Raw genomic sequence first — 17693 nt, forward strand, 5'->3', positions numbered from 1 at the left:
TGGCGCCCCTGCGGTGCCAGCTGCGGAGCCGGCGGCCGGGCCGCCCGCCGCGCCGCCGCCGGCGAATCCCGGGGACGCGAGCCCCGCCGGTCCGCTGGACGCCGAGCAGGTGCAGGCCGTGATCACGGGGTACACCTTCGCCTCCGAGACGCTCGATCTCGGCGCACTGATGAACGGCGATGCGGTGGAGCAGGCGCAGATCCGCATCCCCCTCGGCATGATGAACCGGCATGGTCTGGTCGCCGGCGCCACGGGAACCGGCAAGACGCGCACGCTCCAGGGCCTCGCCGAGCAGCTGGCGGCCAAGGGCGTGCCGGTCTTCGCCGCGGACATCAAAGGCGATCTGTCCGGAGTCGCCACGCCGGGGCAGTCGAGCGAGAAGCTGCTCGCGCGGACCCAGGCGATCGGCCAGGACTGGGTCCCGGCGGCATCCGTCACGGAGTACTACGCGCTGGGAGGCATCGGCAAGGGCGTGCCGGTGCGCGCGACGGTTTCGGGCTTCGGGCCCCTGCTGCTGAGCAAGGTGCTGGGCCTGAACGAGACGCAGGAGTCGAGTCTCGGGCTGGTCTTCCACTACGCCGATGCCAACGGACTGGCGCTGGTGGATCTCTCCGATCTGCGGGCGGTGCTGAGCTATCTGACCAGCGCGGACGGCAAGGCCGAGCTCAAGGAGCTCGGCGGGCTGTCGGCCGCGACGGCCGGCGTCATCCTCCGGGAGCTCATCACGTTCGCCGACGGCGGAGCAGACGTGTTCTTCGGCGAACCCGAGTTCGATGTGCGCGAGTTCCTGCGCTCCGCACCGGACGGTCGCGGAATCATCAGCCTGCTCGAGGTGCCGGGCGTCGCCGACAAGCCCGCGCTGTTCTCCACGTTCCTGATGTATCTGCTCGCCGAACTCTTCGAAATCCTGCCCGAGGTCGGCGACCTCGACAAGCCGAAGCTGGTCTTCTTCTTCGACGAGGCGCACCTGCTCTTCACGGACGCCTCGAAGGACTTCACCTCCGCGATCGTGCAGACCGTGCGCCTGATCCGTTCGAAGGGCGTGGGCGTCTTCTTCGTGACGCAGACACCCAAGGACGTGCCGTCCGACGTGCTGGCGCAGCTCGGCTCGCGCGTCCAGCACGCGCTGCGCGCCTTCACCCCCGACGACGCCAAGGCGCTGCGGGCGACAGTCGGGACGTACCCGCGATCGGGCTACGACCTGGAACGCGTGCTGCAGGAGCTCGGGACCGGTGAGGCGATCGTCACGGTCATGAGCGAGAAGGGCGCGCCCACGCCCGTGGCATGGACGCGGCTGCGCGCGCCGCAGGGGCTCATGTCGCCGACGCCGGATGCCGCGATCGACGCCGCGGTGGCGGCATCCCCCCTCATGCCGAAGTACGGCACCGCGATCGACCGCGAGTCGGCGCGCGAGATCCTCACCGCGCGGATGAACGCGGCGAACGAGGCCGCGGCCGCCGAGGAGGCGGCGCTGGCCAAGGCGAAAACCGATGCGGAGTACGCCAAGCAGCAGGCGGCGATCGACAAGGCGAAGGCAGCCGCCGACAAGAAGGCGCAGGCGGAGTACGACCGGCTGCTCAAGAAGACCTCCGGCACCACCCGCACCTCGCGCAGCACCCAGAAGTCGCCGCTCGAGCAGATCCTCGGGTCGAAGTCCACGCAGACGATCCTCACCGGCGTCATCCGCGGGATGTTCGGCACCGGCCGGCGCTGACCCGCGCCTTCCCCCCTCGTCGACTTGTCGTATATGTCGGCGACACGCCGAGGCGCGCCGACATATACGACAAGTCGACAAGAGGAAGGTGCCCGGGGATACCTCTGCTCAGAGGGATTCCCCCCGCCGCGGCGTAGCATGGGATCCATGGCGACGAAGCCCCCGAAAGCAGACATCGACGAGTCCGCGGTGCACGTCACCGGACGCAAGAAGGTCGCCGTCGGTGTGCCTGCGGTGCTGCACGCGCTGAAGATCTCGAACGACCAGATGGGCGTCAAGCGCAGCGTGGAGACGCTTCTGCGCGTGAACCAGAAGGACGGCTTCGACTGCCCCGGCTGCGCATGGCCTGAAGAGGAGAAGCGCCACATCGCGGAATTCTGCGAGAACGGCGCGAAGGCGGTCGCCGAGGAGGCGACGGTGCGCCGCGTGACGCCGGAGTTCTTCGCCGAGCACTCCATCGACGAGCTGCGCGGTCACGACGACTGGTGGCTGGGCCAGCAGGGCCGGCTGACCCAGCCGATGATGCTCGACGGCGCCGATGCAGACGGTGGCGCGAGGCACTACCGGCCGATCTCGTGGGATGCCGCGCTGAAGCAGATCGCAACGGCCCTGCGCGAGCTCGACGACCCCGATGAGGCGATCTTCTACACATCGGGCCGCACGTCGAACGAAGCCGCGTTCCTGTACCAGCTGCTCGTCCGCGGGCTCGGAACCAACAACCTTCCCGACTGCTCGAACATGTGCCATGAGTCCAGTGGATCGGCGCTGGTCGAGACGCTCGGAATCGGCAAGGGCACGGTCTCGATCGAAGACATCCACAACGCAGACCTGCTCATCGTCGCCGGCCAGAACCCGGGAACGAACCACCCGCGCATGCTGAGCGCGCTCGAGAAGGCCAAGCGCAACGGGGCGACGATCGTCGCGGTCAATCCGCTGCCCGAGGCCGGACTGATGCGCTTCGAGAACCCGCAGACGCCGCGCGGCGTCGCCTTCGGCGGCACGAAGCTCGCCGACGAGTTCGTGCAGATCCGGCTCGGCGGCGACCAGGCGCTGTTCCAGGCGATCGGCAAGCACCTGCTGGAGGTCGACGATCGTGAGGGCGGAGTCCTCGACCGCGACTTCATCGACGAGTACACCACCGGTTTCGGCTCGTACGCGGCGGCTGTGGCGGCGGTGCCATGGCGCGAGCTGGTCGCCGCGACCGGGGTTCCCGAGAAGGCGCTGCGCCGAGTGGCGGAGCGCGTGCGCACGTCGAAGTCCACGATCGTGTGCTGGGCGATGGGATTGACCCAGCACAAGCACTCCGTGGCGACCCTGCGCGATGTCGTGAACGTCCTTCTGCTGCAGGGCAACATCGGCCGGCCCGGGGCAGGCGTGTGTCCGGTGCGGGGCCACTCGAACGTGCAGGGCGATCGGACGATGGGCATCTACGAGAAGCCCGCCGAGCACTTCCTGCAGTGGCTCGACGACGAGTTCGCCTTCCACGCGCCGCGCAAGCACGGCTACGACACCGTCGAGGCGATCCGCGCCATGCGGGACGGCAAGGCGCGCGTGTTCATGGCGATGGGCGGCAACTTCGTCTCGGCGACGCCCGACACCACCGTGGTGGAGGCGGCCCTCGGCAACGTCGATCTGACGGTGCAGGTCTCCACGAAGCTGAACCGCTCGCATGTCGTGACGGGGCGCCGCGCGATCATCCTGCCCACCCTCGGTCGCACGGACCGCGATGTGCGCGGCGGCGGCGAGCAGCGAGTGACGGTCGAGGACTCCATGAGTGCGGTGCACGCGTCGCGGGGACGCCTCGTGCCGCCATCGGAGGACATGCTGAGCGAGGTCGCGATCGTCGCCCGGCTGTGCGCCATGGTCTTCGAGGGTCGCGACAACGTGCCGCGGGCAGACTGGAGCGCTCTCGAGCACGACTACACCGGCATCCGGGATCACATCTCGAGAGTGGTGCCCGGCTTCGACGACTTCGAGGCGAAGATCGCGAAGGGCCGCACGCTGTATCTGCCCAACGCGCCGCGCGATGACCGCCACTTCGCGACGGACTCCGGCAGAGCCGTGTTCACGGCCAACCCGCTCGAGTATCCGTTCATCCCCGACGGGCGGCTGCTGCTGCAGACGCTGCGGTCGCACGATCAGTACAACACGACGATCTACGGCAAGGACGACCGGTACCGCGGCATCCACGGCGGACGCCGGGTGATCCTCGTGAACGCCAAAGACATCCAGAAGCTGGGATTCGTCGAGGGTGACATCGTCGATCTCGTCTCGGAGTGGCGCGACGGCGTCGAGCGCCGCGCCGAGGAGTTCCGGATCGTCGCCTATTCCACGCCCCGGGGCAACGCCGCTGCGTACTATCCCGAGACGAACGTCCTCGTGCCGCTGGACTCCACGGCCGACGTCAGCGGCACCCCCACCTCGAAGTCGGTGATCGTGCGGCTCGAGCGCCGCGCCGCCTGATCAGTCGCGATCGTGCCAGCCGTCGGCGAGCGAGGTGATCTCCGAGACGGTGCGGCGCACCTGCTCGGGCGTGCCGCCCGCACGGCCCGCCGCAAGACCGGCGACGAACGCGCTGAGCGGGGCGGCAGGTCTTGCCACGCCCTCCGCGACGTCGCGGGCCAGGTCGAGGATGACCGGGATCGGGATGTCCTCGGGCTGCAGTCCGAACAGCTCGCGCAGCGCCTCGGCCCACGCGTCCAGCGCTTCCGGTGGCAGTCGCTCACTCATGATTCCTCCTCCATGCCGCCCGATTCGCGCGCCGCACTGCGCGCCGTGTTCAGATCGTCCCACGTGTCGATATCGAATGCGACGGCAGCGGATGCCGCGACCTCGGTGATCGCCAATCCCCCCAGGAGCGCGCGCACCGACGCATCGCGGCCGGCATCCGGGATCGCTGCCGCCGCATCGTGCAGCGCCGCAGTGCGGTAGAGCCCGGCGAGCCACTGGCGACGCCCGGACTCATCGACGAGGCAGACCCCGTCGTGCCCTCGCGGGGCGGCGCCCAGAACCCGCACGACCTCCGACGCGCGCGTCAGATCGCACGCCAGCACGAGCGTCCACGGCGCGGTCAGGGACGGCAGGGCGGCGACGATCGCGGCCGCCGGACCGGTGAAGGGCGGATCCTCGCGAACCCAGGTCACACCGGCGTATGCGTCGTGGTGCGGGCCCACCACGATGACGGGGTCGCTGCCCGCTGCGCGCGCGGCGCGGAGCGCGGCATCCAGCAGCGTGGTTCCCCCGACCTCCAGCAGCGGCTTGTGGATGCCGCCCATGCGGGATCCGCGCCCCCCGGCCAGCAGGATCGCACCGATCGCCTCCGTCATCCGCACGCGCCGCTCACTCGAGGAGGAGGACATCGACGAGGTCTCCGGCGGCGATGTGCTCGACCTCGGCCGGGACGACCGCGTACCCTTCTGCGCCCGCCAGGCCGCCCGCGCGGTGCGATCCCTGTGGAGTGGCCGGCGCGACAGCGCCCTCCACGATCCGGATCGGCAGGTACTGCCGTCGTTCCCGGGGCGAGCGCCATCCGACGGAGGCGGGGAGGCGCAGCATCCGACGGCCGGTTTCGGCGCGACCCTGCATGGCCAGCAGCGCCGGTCGGACGAACGCCTCGAACGACACCGCCGCGCTCACCGGATTGCCCGGCAGACCGAACATCAGCGGATCACCGGGCGAGAACCCCTGCGGTCGCCCTGGCTGCATCGCGACCTGCACGAAGCGCATCTCCGAGACGGCGGTCTTGACGACCTCGAACGCGCCGGCGCTCACGCCGCCCGATGTCACGATGACATCCGCGCCGGCGTCGGTCGCCTCGTCCAGCGCGCGGCGCAGGTCGTCGTCGACGTCGCCCACCGTCGTGCGCAGCACGACCTCGGCGCCGCTGCGGCTGCACAGTGCCGCCAGCAGCAGGGAGTTGGACTCGGGGATGCGGCCTCGGGGCAGCGGCGAGCCCGGGCGGACGAGCTCGGAGCCCGTGGCGATCACGGCGACGCGCGGCCGCCGGCTGACGGCGACCGAGGCCACGTTGGCGGCGGCGAGCGCCGACAGCTGCAGCGGACCCAGTGCGACTCCCGCCGGCACGAGCTCCGCGCCGGCGGGGCAGTCCTCTCCGCGCCGCCGGATGTGGGCGCCCGGTCCTCGGGGTGCTTGGGTCACGCGAGCGGTGCCCAGCGAGTCGGCGAGGCCCCCTGCGGTCGCTTCGAACGGGACGATCGTGTCCGCGTCCGTGGGCACGGGCGCGCCGGTCATGATGCGCACCGCCTCGCCGCAGGCGATCGCGGGGTCGGCGGCGCTCCCGGCGGCGAGGTCCGCCACGACGCGGAGCAGGGCGGGGGATGCCGCGCTCGCCGTTGCGACGTCGGAGAAGTGCACGGCGAACCCGTCCATGGCCGAGTTGTCGAAGAGGGGCAGATCGACGGCCGCGGCGACGGGTTCGACGACCGTCAGCCCGAGAGCATCCGCCAGGGGGAGCGTGAGCCGATCGAGCGGTCGGACCGCGCTCAGGATCGACGCCAGGTGCTCCTCGACGCTGATCATGGGTGCGCCGTTCCTTCGGCACCGTTCCGAGAGGGGAGCTCCACGACCGTCACGCCGTGTCCGGGTGAGGGTGCGCTCATGGCGGCCAGGGCCGCTCCGGCGTCGGCCAGGCCGATGACCTCGCCCACGAGCCGGTCCGGCCGAAGGGCTCCGGAGGCGACGAGGTGCAGCATCCCGGCATAGTCGCGTGCGGCCATGCCGTGCGATCCGTAGATCTCGAGCTCGTTGGCGATGATGCGCCCCATCGGAAGGGCGACGTCGGCGTCGTCGCCCAGCAGCAGCCCGATCTGCACGTGCCGGCCGCGGGGGCGGAGGGACCAGATCGAGGCCACCGCCGCAGGGGGCGAGCCGACCGCATCCAGCGACACGGCCGCGCCGTCGCCGGTGACGGCCCTGATGCGTCCGGCCGGGTCATCGTCCGCGTCGAGAGTGACCTCGGCCCCGAGTTCCCGTGCCCGGGCGAGGGCCGCGTGCGATCGGTCGACCGCGATCACGCGGGCGCCGAGCGCGGCGGCGATCATGACGGCGGACAGTCCCACGCCGCCGCATCCGTGAACGGCGACCCAGTCTCCGGACTGGACGCGTCCGTGGACGGTGATCGCACGATACGCCGTGGCGAAGCGGCAGCCCAGCGATGCCGCTGCGACGAAGTCGATGTCGTCGGGCAGGTGCACCACGTTGAAGTCGGCCGCCGGGATGGCGACGAGCTGGGCGAAAGAGCCGGGCATGGTGAACCCGGGCTGCTCCTGATCCGGGCAGATCTGGCCGTCGCCCGCGAGGCACCATGCGCAGCGGCCGCAGCCGCAGACGAAGGGCACTGTGACCCGATCGCCGATCGTGCACGAGGTCACGTCGGAACCGACGGCGACGACGACGCCGGCGAACTCGTGGCCCGGAATCTGGGGCAGCGCCACCGGGTCGTGACCCTGCCAGGCGTGCCAGTCCGAACGGCACACCCCGGTGGCTCGCACTTCGATCACGACGCCGTCGTCGGCGCACACCGGCTCGTCGACCTCGACGAGCGCGGGCGTGCTCCTGTAGGCGTCATAGCTGATTGCCTGCACTCTGCGATCGTAGACGGGCTGCGCACTCGAGCCGCTGGATGGATCGCTGTCCGGAGGGTGGGGTAGATTGCGGCCAGCCCCGGCCATGGCGGCCAGGGACGGTCGGGAAGAGGGATTGCGGATGCCGGATACGACCTGTCACATGTCCATATCGATGGACGGCTTCGTCGCCGGGCCGCATCAGAGTCGGGAGAACCCGCTCGGCGTGGGCGGGTTGGAGGTGCATCGCTGGCACATCGGCGACGAACGTGCGACAGAGGCTGACGAGATCGCCACGGGCTGGCTGATGCGGCCACGCGGGGCGTATGTGATGGGGCGGAACATGTTCGGACCCATACGCGGCGAGTGGGAGGACGACTGGCGCGGCTGGTGGGGCCCCGAGCCGCCGTACCACGCGCCCGTCTTCGTGCTCACCCATCACCCGCGCGAGCCCATCGAGATGGAGGGCGGCACGACGTTCTTCTTCGTGACCGACGGCTTCGACGCCGCGTACGCCCGCGCTCTGAAGGTTGAGGGAGGCGGCGGTGTCGACATCGCGGGAGGAGCCTCCACAGTTCGGCAGGCGCTCGCGGCCGGCGTCGTCGACGAGCTGACGCTCGATGTTGCCCCGGTGCTGCTCGGCTCCGGGGAGCGGATCTTCTCGGACCTCGACGAGTTCGCGCTCGAGCCCGTCGAGGTGCTGCACTCGCCCCTGGCGACGCACATCAGGTACCGGCGGGTGGGCTGAGCGGCCGTACGCAGCGGTGCTCGCGTTCGAGGAAATGTCGTAGGTATGTTCTAGCCTAAGACCATGTTCTTCGACCCTCACCTTCCTCCCGACCGGCAAGGTCCGGAAGAGGCGTGGGCGGCCCACGACCTCAGCGGTGCGGAGTGCGAGGAATCCCGAGCAGTTGACGAAGCACGTGCGCAGGCGGCGTTCGATGCCCCCGACACCCTGGATCACCTGATCGAGATCGCCGACATGATGACGATGCAGGCGGCCCAGAAGCTCATCGGCGTCAACGTGCTCCGGCGAGAGGCCCTCGCGGATGCCGCTCGCCAGGGCCGCTCCGTGAACGAGGTGGTCGAGAGGTCGGTGCGGCTCGAGATCGCGGCCGCGCTGCGAATCACCGAGGGTGAGGCCGGCGGCATGCTGGCCCTCGGCGAAGCGCTCGTCGAGCGGTATCCCGAGGTGCTCGACTCCTTCGCGAGTGCACGGATGACCGAGCGACACGCGCGGCTTGTCGTCGAGTCGCTGCAGGAGCTCGAGGAGCCACTTCGAGAGCAGGTCCTGACGTCGGCGATCGAGCTCGCGGAGACGCAGCCCGTCGGTGCCTTCCGTCGGCGCCTTCGCGCCTTGATAGACACGGTGCGGGCCCAGACGCTCACGGAACGGCACGAGCACGCACTCCGGCGGCGCCGAGTCGTGCTGCAGCAGGACGAGGATGCGATGACGTGGGTCATGACGCTCATGCCCGCTGTCGAGGCGCATGCGATCTGGGATCGCGCCACCAGAATCGCGAAAGTGATCCTCGCCGAGGAGGGCGAGACCCGGACGCTCGACCAGATTCGAGCAGATGTCATCGCCGACCTCCTCATCGAGGGCGAGACCGACGTGCACCCGGAGAACGCCCGAGGGATTCGGGCGACCGTGGCCGTCACGGTTCCTGTGCTCGCCCTGCTGGCGGACGGACCGGCCGGCGGCGAGCCCGCGCTGGTCGAGGGAATCGGCCCCATTCCGATCGACCGAGCGCGTGAACTCGCGGCGGGAGCGGACGGGTAAATGCGAGTCCTGACCCACCCCGAGACCGGCATGGTGCTCTCGGTGGGGCGCGACCGATACTCGCCCCCACCGAGCCTGCGCAGGCTAGTGAAGTGGCGCGCCGACCGCTGCATGGGACCGGGATGCGGGATGCCGGCATCCCGCTGCGAGATCGACCATCGTGTCGCATGGGAGCACGGGGGACACACACGTCTCGACAACCTCAACCCGTTCTGCAAGGGCCATCACATCGTCAAGCACCACGGCGGGTGGACGGTCCGCGATGTCGAGGGAAGCTACGGCGCTGTCGAGTGGATCTCTCCGACCGGACGACGATATGTCGTGGAGCCGGAGCGCCGGGTTCCGGTCTTCCGAGTGCAGCCCTACGGCGACCCGCCCCCCTTCTGAGCACGCGCGTAGGCTGACGATATGGGTCGAATCACTGTGCGGCGCCCCGTGACCAAGCTCACGGTCGGCGCCGATCCCATCAGACGCTCCGACACGCTCGCCGTCGAAGAGCCGCTCGAGATCCGCGTCGGCGGCCTCTCGCTCGCGATCACGATGCGCACCCCCGGCCACGACGTCGAGCTCGCCGCCGGCTTCCTCGTCTCCGAAGGCGTCATCTCGCGTGGCGATCAGTTCCGCTCCGCGATCCACTGCGGCGGACCCGGCACCGGCGGTCCCGGCACCGGCGGACCCGGCACCGGCGGTCCGATCACCGGCATCTCCGTCGGCGCACCCGCGGACGGGAACACCTACAACGTGCTCGACATCACGCTGGCGCCGGGTGTGCGTCCGCCCGATCCCGACTTGGCGCGCAACTTCTACACGACCAGCTCCTGCGGACTGTGCGGAAAGGCGTCCATCGACGCCGTCGAAACGGTTTCTGCCTACGACGTCGCCGCCGACGGGGTGACGCTGGATGCCGCGACCCTGGTCGGATTCCCGGTCGCGCTCCGAGCGCAGCAGGCGGTCTTCGACAAGACCGGCGGACTGCACGCGGCAGCGCTCTTCGACGCGGCGACGGGCGAGCTCCTGGTGCTGCGCGAGGACGTCGGGCGTCACAACGCCGTCGACAAGGTCGTGGGCTGGGCGGTGCTGAACGATCGCCTGCCCCTGCGCGGAGTCGTCCTCCAGGTGTCGGGCCGTGCCAGCTTCGAACTCGTGCAGAAGGCTGTCATGGCCGGCATCCCGATCCTCGCCGCCGTATCGGCGCCCTCGTCGCTCGCGGTCGAACTCGCCGCCGCGTCGGGGCTCACGCTCATCGGCTTCCTGCGCGGCGAGTCGATGAACATCTACACCCACGACGAGCGCGTGCGGCACGAGGCTCCCGCACGCACCGCGGTCGAAACGGTCGCCGCCGCACGGACCTAGACTCATCCGATGCCCCGCATCCGACCCTTCCGCAGCGGCGACGAAGACGCGGTCGCCGAGGTCTGCCTGCGGACCGCGGATGCCGGAGCCGACGCGACCGGAGTCTTCGACGACGACGCGATCTGGGCTGAGGTCTTCGTGCTGCCGTACGTGCACCGGCATCCGGAACTCGCTTTCGTCGTGGAGGCGGACGACGGGCGCGTCGTCGGCTACATCGTCGGCACACCGGACACGACGGACTTCGAGGACTGGTTCCACGACGAGTGGTGGCCCCACCGTGGCGCCCGATGGCCCCGGCCGAACGCAGAGGAGTCCCGGCAGGACGGCACGCTGATCTACGCCTACTCCAGGAAGGGCGGCGCCGAGCCGTACGGCGACCAGTACCCGGCGCACCTGCACATCGACCTGCTGCCCGAAGTGCAGGGCCGTGGTTGGGGCAGGCGCCTGATCGACACCCTGGTCGCGGCGCTGCGCGAGCAGGGCGTGACCGGATTGCACTTGGCGACCTCCACCGACAACACCGGAGCAATGGCGTTCTACCGGCGCGTCGGCTTCAGCCCGCTGCCCTCGCACGAGGGCGTCCAGGCCTTCGGGATGCATCTGACCGCGGACGACCCGGGCGCTTCCGGCCGGGCGTAGCCTGGCGAGGATGGACGATCTCACCGCACCCACCGGGCGGGAAGAGGCGCTGCGCGCCCTTCCCAGCGACCCCGACGGCACCGAGCCGCGCGCTCTGGTTCTCGGCGCGACCGGCTACCTCGGCGGCAGGCTCGTGCCCCGCCTCCTGAACGGCGGATACCGCGTACGGGTGCTGGCGCGCGACGCGCACCGCGTCGCCGCGTTCGACTGGGGAAGCAGCGTCGAGGTCGTCGAAGGCGACGCCACCGACCCGAAAGCGATGGCCGAGGCCACGCGCGATGTCGATGTCCTCTACTACCTCGTCCACTCGATGGGCGCGGGAAAGGGCTTCGAGGCCGCCGATCGGGATGCCGCCACCACGGTGGCCGCAGCCTCCGCCGCAGCGCACGTCGGACGGATCGTGTACCTCGGGGGACTGCATCCCGATGACGTCGAACTCTCCCCGCACCTGCGCTCGCGCGTGGAGGTGGGCCAGATCCTGCTCGACAGCGGCGTGCCCACTCTGGTGCTGCAGGCCGGCGTGGTGATCGGCTCGGGCTCCGCCTCGTTCGAGATGGTCCGCCACCTCACCGAGGTGCTGCCCTACATGCCCGCACCCAAGTGGGTTCGCAACCGCATCCAGCCGATCGCCGTCCGCGACGTGCTGCATTACCTGCTGGGCGCCGCACGCGTCGCCCCCGACGTGAACACCGCCGTCGACATCGGCGGACCCGACGTGCTGCGCTACGGCCAGATGATGAACGGGTACGCCGTCGAAGCGGGGCTGAAGCAGCGCGGGATCGCCGCACTGCCGGTGCTCACACCGCGGCTCGCCTCGCATTGGGTCAACCTCGTGACGCCCATTCCGCGGCGCGTCGCGATGCCGCTCGTGGAGTCGCTGCAGAACGAGTGCGTCGTGAAGAACCGCGACGTCGATGACCTGATCCCCCGCCCCGACGGAGGTCTCACCCCCTACCGCCGGGCGGTCGACCTGGCCTTGGGCAAGGTCAAGCTCGATGCGATCGAGACGAGCTGGCAGGACGGCGAGGTGCTCGGCGTGCCCAGCGACCCGCTGCCGAACGACCCCGACTGGGCCGGCAAGACGGTGTTCACCGACAAGCGCACTGCAACGACGAAGGCGTCACCCGAAGCGCTGTGGCGGGTCGTCCAGGGCATCGGCGGCGAGCGCGGCTGGTACTCCAACCCGCTGCTGTGGGCCCTGCGCGGCTGGGCCGACAAGCTCGTCGGTGGCGTGGGCCTGCGCCGCGGCCGCCGCCATCGGGACCGGCTCGTGGTCGGCGACGCCGTGGACTTCTGGCGCGTCGAGGCGATCGAACCGGGGTCCCTGCTGCGCCTGCGTGCGGAGATGAAGGTTCCCGGCCTCGCCTGGCTCGAGATGCGCGTCGCCCCGGACGGCACCGGGTCCCGCTACGACCAGCGGGCGATCTTCTTCCCCCTGGGCCTCGCCGGCCGCTTGTACTGGCTCGCCGTGCTCCCGTTCCACGGCTTCATCTTCGCCGGCATGATGGGCAGCATCACCGCCGCGGCAGAAGCTGCGGATGCCGCCGCCGAGGGTGCCGCCACCGCCTGAGCCCACGGTCGACTTGCCCTATATGCGCTGAGAAGGCGGCGTGTCGCCGGCATATACGACAAGTCGACGAGCCCGGATCGGGCGTGCCCGCAGGCAATCCGATTGAGGGTTCGCAGCGAACAAGAGGCACACGGCACGCACGACAAGCCCAGGGGGAGACCCCGCAGACGCGGAGGCCCCACGATGGCGAAGACGAAGAACGCGGGAACGAGATTCCGGGTCCGGTTCTGGTTCTTGTTCTGGGCAGCGGTATCGGGCGTCGTCAGCGCCGCAGTGTTCCTGGCCGCCGCCGAGCTGGTGGCGCTGCTCGTGGCGCGCGAAGGCAGCCCGATCCTCGCGGTCGGATCCTTCGTCATCGACATCGTGCCGCAGCCCTTCAAAGAGTTCGCGATCGCGACCTTCGGTGAATACGACAAGATCGCCCTGCTGGTCGGCTTGGCGCTCGCCGTGCTGGTCGCCTCCGCGATCGCAGGGGTGCTGCAGTTCCTCAGGCCCCCGCTGGGCGTCGTCGCGCTGATCGTCGCCGGAGGGCTGTCGGTCGCCGCGATCGTGACGCGCGCGGCGGCGACACCGCTCGCTTCGCTTCCCCCGATCGTCGGCACGGTCGCCGGATGCCTCATCCTCTGGTTGCTGGCGGCGCGCCTGCGCCGGTGGGCGGCCCCCGAGCAGGCTCTCGCAGCCGGAGAGTCCGGCAACGCCGCTGCACCCGTCGAGCGCCCGACCGTGCACCCCACGGGCGCCGAGAAGACGGCATCCGTCGATCGCCGGATGTTCCTGCGGGTCACGGCGATCGCCGGAGCGTCGGCGGTCATCATCGGGGTCGGAGCACGGACCCTCATCAACACGACGGCCTCGTCGATCTCCGCCGTCCGCAAGGCGCTGAAACTGCCTGCTCCGATCACGAAAGTCACCGTGCCCGCCGGAGCGGAGCTGGACATCCCGGGAATCTCCCCGCTGTTCACGCCGAACGCGGACTTCTACCGGGTGGATACCGCGCTGACGGTCCCCTCGATCGACCCGGACGCCTGGCGGCTCGTCATCGACGGCATGGTCGATCAGCGCGTGGAGCTGAGCTTCGACGATCTCGTCGCGATGGGACCGAGCGAATATGCGATCACCCTGACGTGCGTCTCGAACGAGGTCGGCGGTGAGCTGCTCGGAAACGCGACCTGGCTCGGAGTCCCCATTCGGGACGTCCTCACGCTCGCAGGACCCAAGTCCGGTGCCGACATGGTGCTCTCCCGCAGCGTCGACGGCTTCACCGCGGGGACGCCGCTGGAGTCCTTGACCGATGACGGCCTGGACGCGATCCTCGCGATCGGCATGAACGGCGAGCCCCTGCCCCTCGAACACGGCTTCCCCGTGCGGATGGTGGTGCCCGGGCTGTACGGCTACGTGTCCGCGACGAAGTGGTTGAGCGAGCTGAAGGTCACCACCTTCGATGCCGACGAGGCCTACTGGACTCCGCGCGGCTACAGCGCGAAGGCGCCGATCAAGTTCTCGTCCCGGCTCGACACTCCGCGCACCGGCGAGGCGATCCCCGCCGGACGCACGCCGATCGCGGGCGTCGCCTGGGCCCAGACCGTCGGCATCGAACGCGTCGAGGTCAGCATCGACGATGGCGACTGGCAGCCGGCAACGCTGTCGACGCCCATCAACGACGACACGTGGGTGCAGTGGTTCGTCGACTGGGAGGCGACCGCCGGCACGCACTACGTCGCGGTCCGGGCCGTCAACAAGAACGGCGACACCCAGATCGAGGAGCGCGCGCCGATCGCGCCGGACGGGTCGTCGGGCTGGCAGCGCACGCTGATCGTCGTCAAAGGCTGATCCGCCGCGGGCCGCGCACGATACGGTCGCCGTGTCAAGCACCCATTCCCGACGGTGACCGCGTGCGAGGGTGAGCACGATGGATCAACTGCGGTTCTCCGGTCCTGCCCGACCCGGAGACGTGCTCGGCGGTCGCTATCAGCTCGAAGAGCTGATCGGCGAAGGCGGAATGGGGTCGGTGTGGCGGGCGACCGACCGCACGCTCGAGCGCTCGGTCGCCGTGAAGGTGTTCTGGGCGCACGCCGCCGACCAGACCGACGCGAGTCGGCGGGAGTCGGAGAAGCGCCTGCTCGCCGCCGTCAGCCATCCGTCGCTGGTCACGCTCTACGACGCGCACCTGGCGGAGGACGAGCTGTCGTACCTCGTCATGGAGCACATCCCGGGCGGCACACTCGCCTCGCTCATCGCCCGCGGTCCGATCGGACCGAGAGACGCGGCATCCCTCGCGGCGGATCTGGCCGAGGCGCTGCACGTCGTCCACGAAGCGGGGATCATCCATCGCGACGTCAAGCCGGCGAACATCCTGCTGCGGCCGCCGCTGACTCCCGAGCACACGTTCCAGGCGGTGCTGGCCGATTTCGGCATCGCACACGTCACGGATGCGACGCGGGTGACCACTCCGGGCGTCGCCATGGGCACGGCCGCCTACATCTCACCCGAACAGGTTCGCGGGCAGCCCCCGACGCCCGCGTCCGACATCTACAGCCTCGGGCTCGTCCTGCTGGAGGCGCTGTCGGGTTCGCGCGCATTCTCGGCGCAGACGCCGATCGAGGCGATCTCGGTGCGCCTCGTGGCCGCCCCGACCGTGCCGGGCCAGTGGGGCTACGGCTGGAAGTCCCTGCTCAGCGCCATGACGGCGCTCGATGCCGACTCCCGTCCCCGCGCGGTCGAGGTGGCCGAGCGCGCGAGACTGCTGGATGCTGCTCCCGCGGACGCGGGATCGACAATGCCCATCGACCTGACCGCAGGCTCCCTGATCCTGCCCGCCGGCGTGACCATGGATGCTCCGACCACCGCACTGCCCGCCCCTCCGACGGCGATCCCTGCGGCGGTCGTCGCTGGTCGTTCGTCCCGCCGAGACGCCCGCGCGCAGGCCATCGATGCCCGCCGGCGTCGACGCCGGAACGGACGCCTCGTCGGCGCGCTCGGCCTCACGGCCGCCGCGGGGATGATCGGCCTGACGGCGTGGTTCGGGACTGCGGCTGCCACGCCGGCGCCCACCCCGCTGCCGCAGGTCGAGGACACGGTTGATTCCTCGACCGGTTCGGACCCCACGCCGACCGTGGAGCCGCTGCCGGCGACCGACCTCGTCGCCGACGAAGGCTCGATCGCGCCCGCCGAACCCGGGGCGACCGACCCGCAGACCGTCGTCGAACCCGCGTCCGGCGGCGGCAACGAGAATGCAGGCCCGGGCAACAACAACGGCAAGGGCAACGGGACCGGCAACGGCAAGGGGAACGGCAAGAACGACTGACGGTCCACCGAATGGCCGTCCCGGGCCCGCGTGAGAAGGTGTGGGTGATGACAGAACTGCAATCGTCCGGCCCCGCCCGGCCCGGAGACCTGCTCGACGGCCGCTACCGACTCGAAGAGCTCGTCGGTGAAGGTGGAATGGGATCCGTCTGGCGCGCAGCCGACGAGGCGCTCGGCCGCACCGTCGCGATCAAGATCTTCTGGGCGGGCACGACCGAAGACGCGGATGCCGTTCGCCGTGAATCGGAGAAGCGTCTGCTCGCCTCCGTGAGCCACCCGTCCCTCGTGACCCTGTTCGATGCGCGACTGGATGCCGACGCCCGGGCCTACCTGGTCATGGAGTACATCGACGGCGGCACGCTCGCGTCGCTCATCTCGGCCGGACCCGTGCGAACCCCGGATGCCGCTTCCCTCGCCGCCGACCTCGGCGAGGCGCTGCACGTCGTTCATGAAGCGGGCATCATCCACCGCGATGTGAAGCCGGCGAACATCCTGCTTCGCCCGCCGTTGACTCCCGACCACACGTTCCGCGCGGTGCTCGCGGACTTCGGGATCGCCTACCTCATCGATTCGGCGCGTGTCACCACACCCGGTACCGCGATCGGAACGGCTGCCTACATCTCGCCCGAGCAGGTGCGCGGACACGCCCCGACACCCGCATCCGACATCTACAGTCTCGGACTCGTCCTGCTCGAAGCCCTGTCGGGTCAGCGTGCGTTCGCGGGGCGCACGCCGGTCGAAGCGATCTCGGCGCGTCTGACCACGCCGCCCGACGTTCCCGGCGACTGGGGGTACGGCTGGCGCTCGCTCCTGACGGCGATGACGGCGATCAACCCCGCGGATCGGCCGACCGCACTCGAGGTGTCGGTACGCGGCCGCGTGCTCGACAGCAGTGCGGACGAGGCGGAGCTCACCCAGGCGATGACCGCCGGCGCGGACTCCGGCCTCGTCGTCCCGCCCAAGCCGCCGCCGCCCGCCGCCGCCGACCTGCTCGCCGAGCCGACCAAAGTGCTCGCACCTGCGTCGGCCGACGCGACGCTCGTGCTCGGGTCTCGCGAGGCCGGAGGCCCGGCATCCCCCGCCGAGCGATTGACTGTGTCTCCCGCGCGCCGCCGGTGGGCGGTCATCGCCGGCGGCATCGCTCTCGTGCTCGCCGCCGTGGTCGTTGCCGTGGTCGTCTGGAATGGCTCGGGGTCCACGCCGACGGCACCGCCGGACCTCCCGCAGGTGGAGGAGCCGCTGGGGACCCACCTGCAGGACCTGATGGACGAGGTGACGCCATGATCCGCCGTCTGGCTGCCGTCGGCGCCGGCCTCGTCCTGTGCGTCGGGGTGCTCGCCGGTTGCACCCCTGCCCCCTCGAGCCTGTCACCCGAGCTCTCGTCCGAGCTGCAGCAGGGTGTCGTGGCAGTCGCCGAATCCGCCTCCGCAGGCGACGCGGCGACCGCACTGGTCCGCTTGGACGAGCTGCAGCAGCGGCTCGACGCCGCGGTGACGGCCGGCGACGTGAGCACGCAGCGCGCCACCGCGATCCAGTCGGCGATCGACGCGGTCCGCGCCGATCTGCAGCCCGCTCCGCTTCCGAGCGTCGATCCCGCGCCGCAGCCCACCGTCGATCCCGGCGTCACCGACGAGGGGAACGACAACTCCGGGCCGGGCAACAACAACGGCAACGGGGACGACGACAAGGGCAAGGGCAAAGGCAAAGGCAAAGGCGAGGACGACTGATACCTCCCGAGCGTCAGCCGGT

General features: G+C 70.4%; 16 protein-coding genes. 12 read left to right on the forward strand and 4 right to left on the reverse strand.

Annotated elements, in window-relative coordinates; translation table 11 throughout:
* The coding region (locus RWQ91_RS17105) for a helicase HerA-like domain-containing protein (RefSeq protein ID WP_314508401.1) at positions 1-1714 on the forward strand (1714 nt) is incomplete at its 5' end.
* 147 nt (positions 1715-1861) lie between these two features.
* Positions 1862-4177, forward strand: coding sequence for an FdhF/YdeP family oxidoreductase (locus RWQ91_RS17110; protein WP_314508403.1), 2316 nt, complete (start codon positions 1862-1864; stop codon positions 4175-4177).
* On the opposite strand, the gene RWQ91_RS17115 is transcribed toward RWQ91_RS17110, so the two are convergent.
* Genes RWQ91_RS17115 through RWQ91_RS17130 form a run of 4 tightly spaced genes read right to left on the reverse strand, consistent with a single transcriptional unit; the run spans position 4178 to position 7317 of the window.
* Positions 4178-4444: a DUF6457 domain-containing protein gene (locus RWQ91_RS17115; protein ID WP_314508404.1), complete on the reverse strand. Its 267-nt coding sequence runs from the start codon at positions 4442-4444 to the stop codon at positions 4178-4180. It abuts the gene before it with no gap.
* A complete protein-coding gene (locus RWQ91_RS17120; protein WP_314508406.1) occupies positions 4441-5040 on the reverse strand; it encodes an NTP transferase domain-containing protein in 600 nt (199 codons plus the stop codon). The genes RWQ91_RS17115 and RWQ91_RS17120 overlap by 4 nt, the downstream gene beginning before the upstream one ends.
* A 13-nt stretch (positions 5041-5053) precedes the next feature.
* On the reverse strand, positions 5054-6253 hold the full coding sequence (gene glp / locus RWQ91_RS17125) for a gephyrin-like molybdotransferase Glp (protein ID WP_314508408.1): 1200 nt from the start codon (positions 6251-6253) through the stop codon (positions 5054-5056).
* The gene (locus tag RWQ91_RS17130; protein ID WP_314508410.1) at positions 6250-7317 is read right to left on the reverse strand and encodes a zinc-dependent alcohol dehydrogenase family protein; all 1068 of its coding nucleotides are present in this window, start codon (positions 7315-7317) and stop codon (positions 6250-6252) included. Before RWQ91_RS17130 ends, glp begins: the two co-directional genes overlap by 4 nt.
* Before the next feature lie 121 nt (positions 7318-7438).
* Here RWQ91_RS17130 and RWQ91_RS17135 point away from each other — a divergent pair, with 121 nt between their 5' ends.
* From RWQ91_RS17135 to RWQ91_RS17180, 10 genes are all read left to right on the forward strand, one after another.
* Positions 7439-8044 carry a dihydrofolate reductase family protein gene (locus tag RWQ91_RS17135; protein WP_314508412.1) on the forward strand — a complete coding sequence of 202 codons (606 nt, stop codon included), beginning with the start codon at positions 7439-7441 and terminating at the stop codon, positions 8042-8044.
* Positions 8045-8107: 63 nt separating this feature from the next.
* Positions 8108-9079: a DUF222 domain-containing protein gene (locus tag RWQ91_RS17140; RefSeq protein WP_314508414.1), complete on the forward strand. Its 972-nt coding sequence runs from the start codon at positions 8108-8110 to the stop codon at positions 9077-9079.
* The gene (locus RWQ91_RS17145; RefSeq protein WP_314508415.1) at positions 9080-9466 is read left to right on the forward strand and encodes an HNH endonuclease signature motif containing protein; all 387 of its coding nucleotides are present in this window, start codon (positions 9080-9082) and stop codon (positions 9464-9466) included.
* A 21-nt stretch (positions 9467-9487) separates the two neighbouring features.
* The gene (gene fdhD / locus RWQ91_RS17150; protein WP_314508416.1) at positions 9488-10432 is read left to right on the forward strand and encodes a formate dehydrogenase accessory sulfurtransferase FdhD; all 945 of its coding nucleotides are present in this window, start codon (positions 9488-9490) and stop codon (positions 10430-10432) included.
* Positions 10433-10441: 9 nt separating this feature from the next.
* Positions 10442-11071: an N-acetyltransferase gene (locus RWQ91_RS17155; protein ID WP_314508417.1), complete on the forward strand. Its 630-nt coding sequence runs from the start codon at positions 10442-10444 to the stop codon at positions 11069-11071.
* Between the two features lie 10 nt (positions 11072-11081).
* Positions 11082-12641 carry an SDR family oxidoreductase gene (locus tag RWQ91_RS17160; RefSeq protein ID WP_314508418.1) on the forward strand — a complete coding sequence of 520 codons (1560 nt, stop codon included), beginning with the start codon at positions 11082-11084 and terminating at the stop codon, positions 12639-12641.
* Between the two features lie 183 nt (positions 12642-12824).
* Positions 12825-14471 (forward strand): molybdopterin-dependent oxidoreductase, encoded by a 1647-nt coding sequence (locus tag RWQ91_RS17165; protein ID WP_314508420.1) that lies wholly within the window; start codon positions 12825-12827, stop codon positions 14469-14471.
* A 79-nt stretch (positions 14472-14550) separates the two neighbouring features.
* The gene (locus RWQ91_RS17170; RefSeq protein WP_314508421.1) at positions 14551-15945 is read left to right on the forward strand and encodes a serine/threonine-protein kinase; all 1395 of its coding nucleotides are present in this window, start codon (positions 14551-14553) and stop codon (positions 15943-15945) included.
* A 47-nt stretch (positions 15946-15992) separates the two neighbouring features.
* Positions 15993-17228 (forward strand): serine/threonine-protein kinase, encoded by a 1236-nt coding sequence (locus RWQ91_RS17175; protein WP_314508423.1) that lies wholly within the window; start codon positions 15993-15995, stop codon positions 17226-17228.
* The gene (locus RWQ91_RS17180) at positions 17225-17671 is read left to right on the forward strand and encodes a hypothetical protein (protein WP_314508424.1); all 447 of its coding nucleotides are present in this window, start codon (positions 17225-17227) and stop codon (positions 17669-17671) included. The genes RWQ91_RS17175 and RWQ91_RS17180 overlap by 4 nt, the downstream gene beginning before the upstream one ends.
* Positions 17672-17693: the final 22 nt, after the last annotated feature.

Origin of the sequence: uncultured Microbacterium sp., from assembly GCF_963524805.1 — a bacterium.
Lineage (GTDB): Bacteria > Actinomycetota > Actinomycetes > Actinomycetales > Microbacteriaceae > Microbacterium.

Excerpts from the sequence above, each read along its gene's own strand:
- RWQ91_RS17110 (WP_314508403.1), top strand. The coding sequence starts at position 1,862 with ATGGCGACGAAGCCCCCGAAAGCAGACATCGACGAGTCCGCGGTGCAC.
- RWQ91_RS17115 (WP_314508404.1), bottom strand. The coding sequence starts at position 4,444 with ATGAGTGAGCGACTGCCACCGGAAGCGCTGGACGCGTGGGCCGAGGCG.
- RWQ91_RS17120 (WP_314508406.1), bottom strand. The coding sequence starts at position 5,040 with ATGACGGAGGCGATCGGTGCGATCCTGCTGGCCGGGGGGCGCGGATCC.
- glp (WP_314508408.1), bottom strand. The coding sequence starts at position 6,253 with ATGATCAGCGTCGAGGAGCACCTGGCGTCGATCCTGAGCGCGGTCCGA.
- RWQ91_RS17135 (WP_314508412.1), top strand. The coding sequence starts at position 7,439 with ATGCCGGATACGACCTGTCACATGTCCATATCGATGGACGGCTTCGTC.
- RWQ91_RS17140 (WP_314508414.1), top strand. The coding sequence starts at position 8,108 with ATGTTCTTCGACCCTCACCTTCCTCCCGACCGGCAAGGTCCGGAAGAG.
- RWQ91_RS17145 (WP_314508415.1), top strand. The coding sequence starts at position 9,080 with ATGCGAGTCCTGACCCACCCCGAGACCGGCATGGTGCTCTCGGTGGGG.
- fdhD (WP_314508416.1), top strand. The coding sequence starts at position 9,488 with ATGGGTCGAATCACTGTGCGGCGCCCCGTGACCAAGCTCACGGTCGGC.
- RWQ91_RS17155 (WP_314508417.1), top strand. The coding sequence starts at position 10,442 with ATGCCCCGCATCCGACCCTTCCGCAGCGGCGACGAAGACGCGGTCGCC.
- RWQ91_RS17160 (WP_314508418.1), top strand. The coding sequence starts at position 11,082 with ATGGACGATCTCACCGCACCCACCGGGCGGGAAGAGGCGCTGCGCGCC.
- RWQ91_RS17165 (WP_314508420.1), top strand. The coding sequence starts at position 12,825 with ATGGCGAAGACGAAGAACGCGGGAACGAGATTCCGGGTCCGGTTCTGG.
- RWQ91_RS17170 (WP_314508421.1), top strand. The coding sequence starts at position 14,551 with ATGGATCAACTGCGGTTCTCCGGTCCTGCCCGACCCGGAGACGTGCTC.
- RWQ91_RS17175 (WP_314508423.1), top strand. The coding sequence starts at position 15,993 with ATGACAGAACTGCAATCGTCCGGCCCCGCCCGGCCCGGAGACCTGCTC.
- RWQ91_RS17180 (WP_314508424.1), top strand. The coding sequence starts at position 17,225 with ATGATCCGCCGTCTGGCTGCCGTCGGCGCCGGCCTCGTCCTGTGCGTC.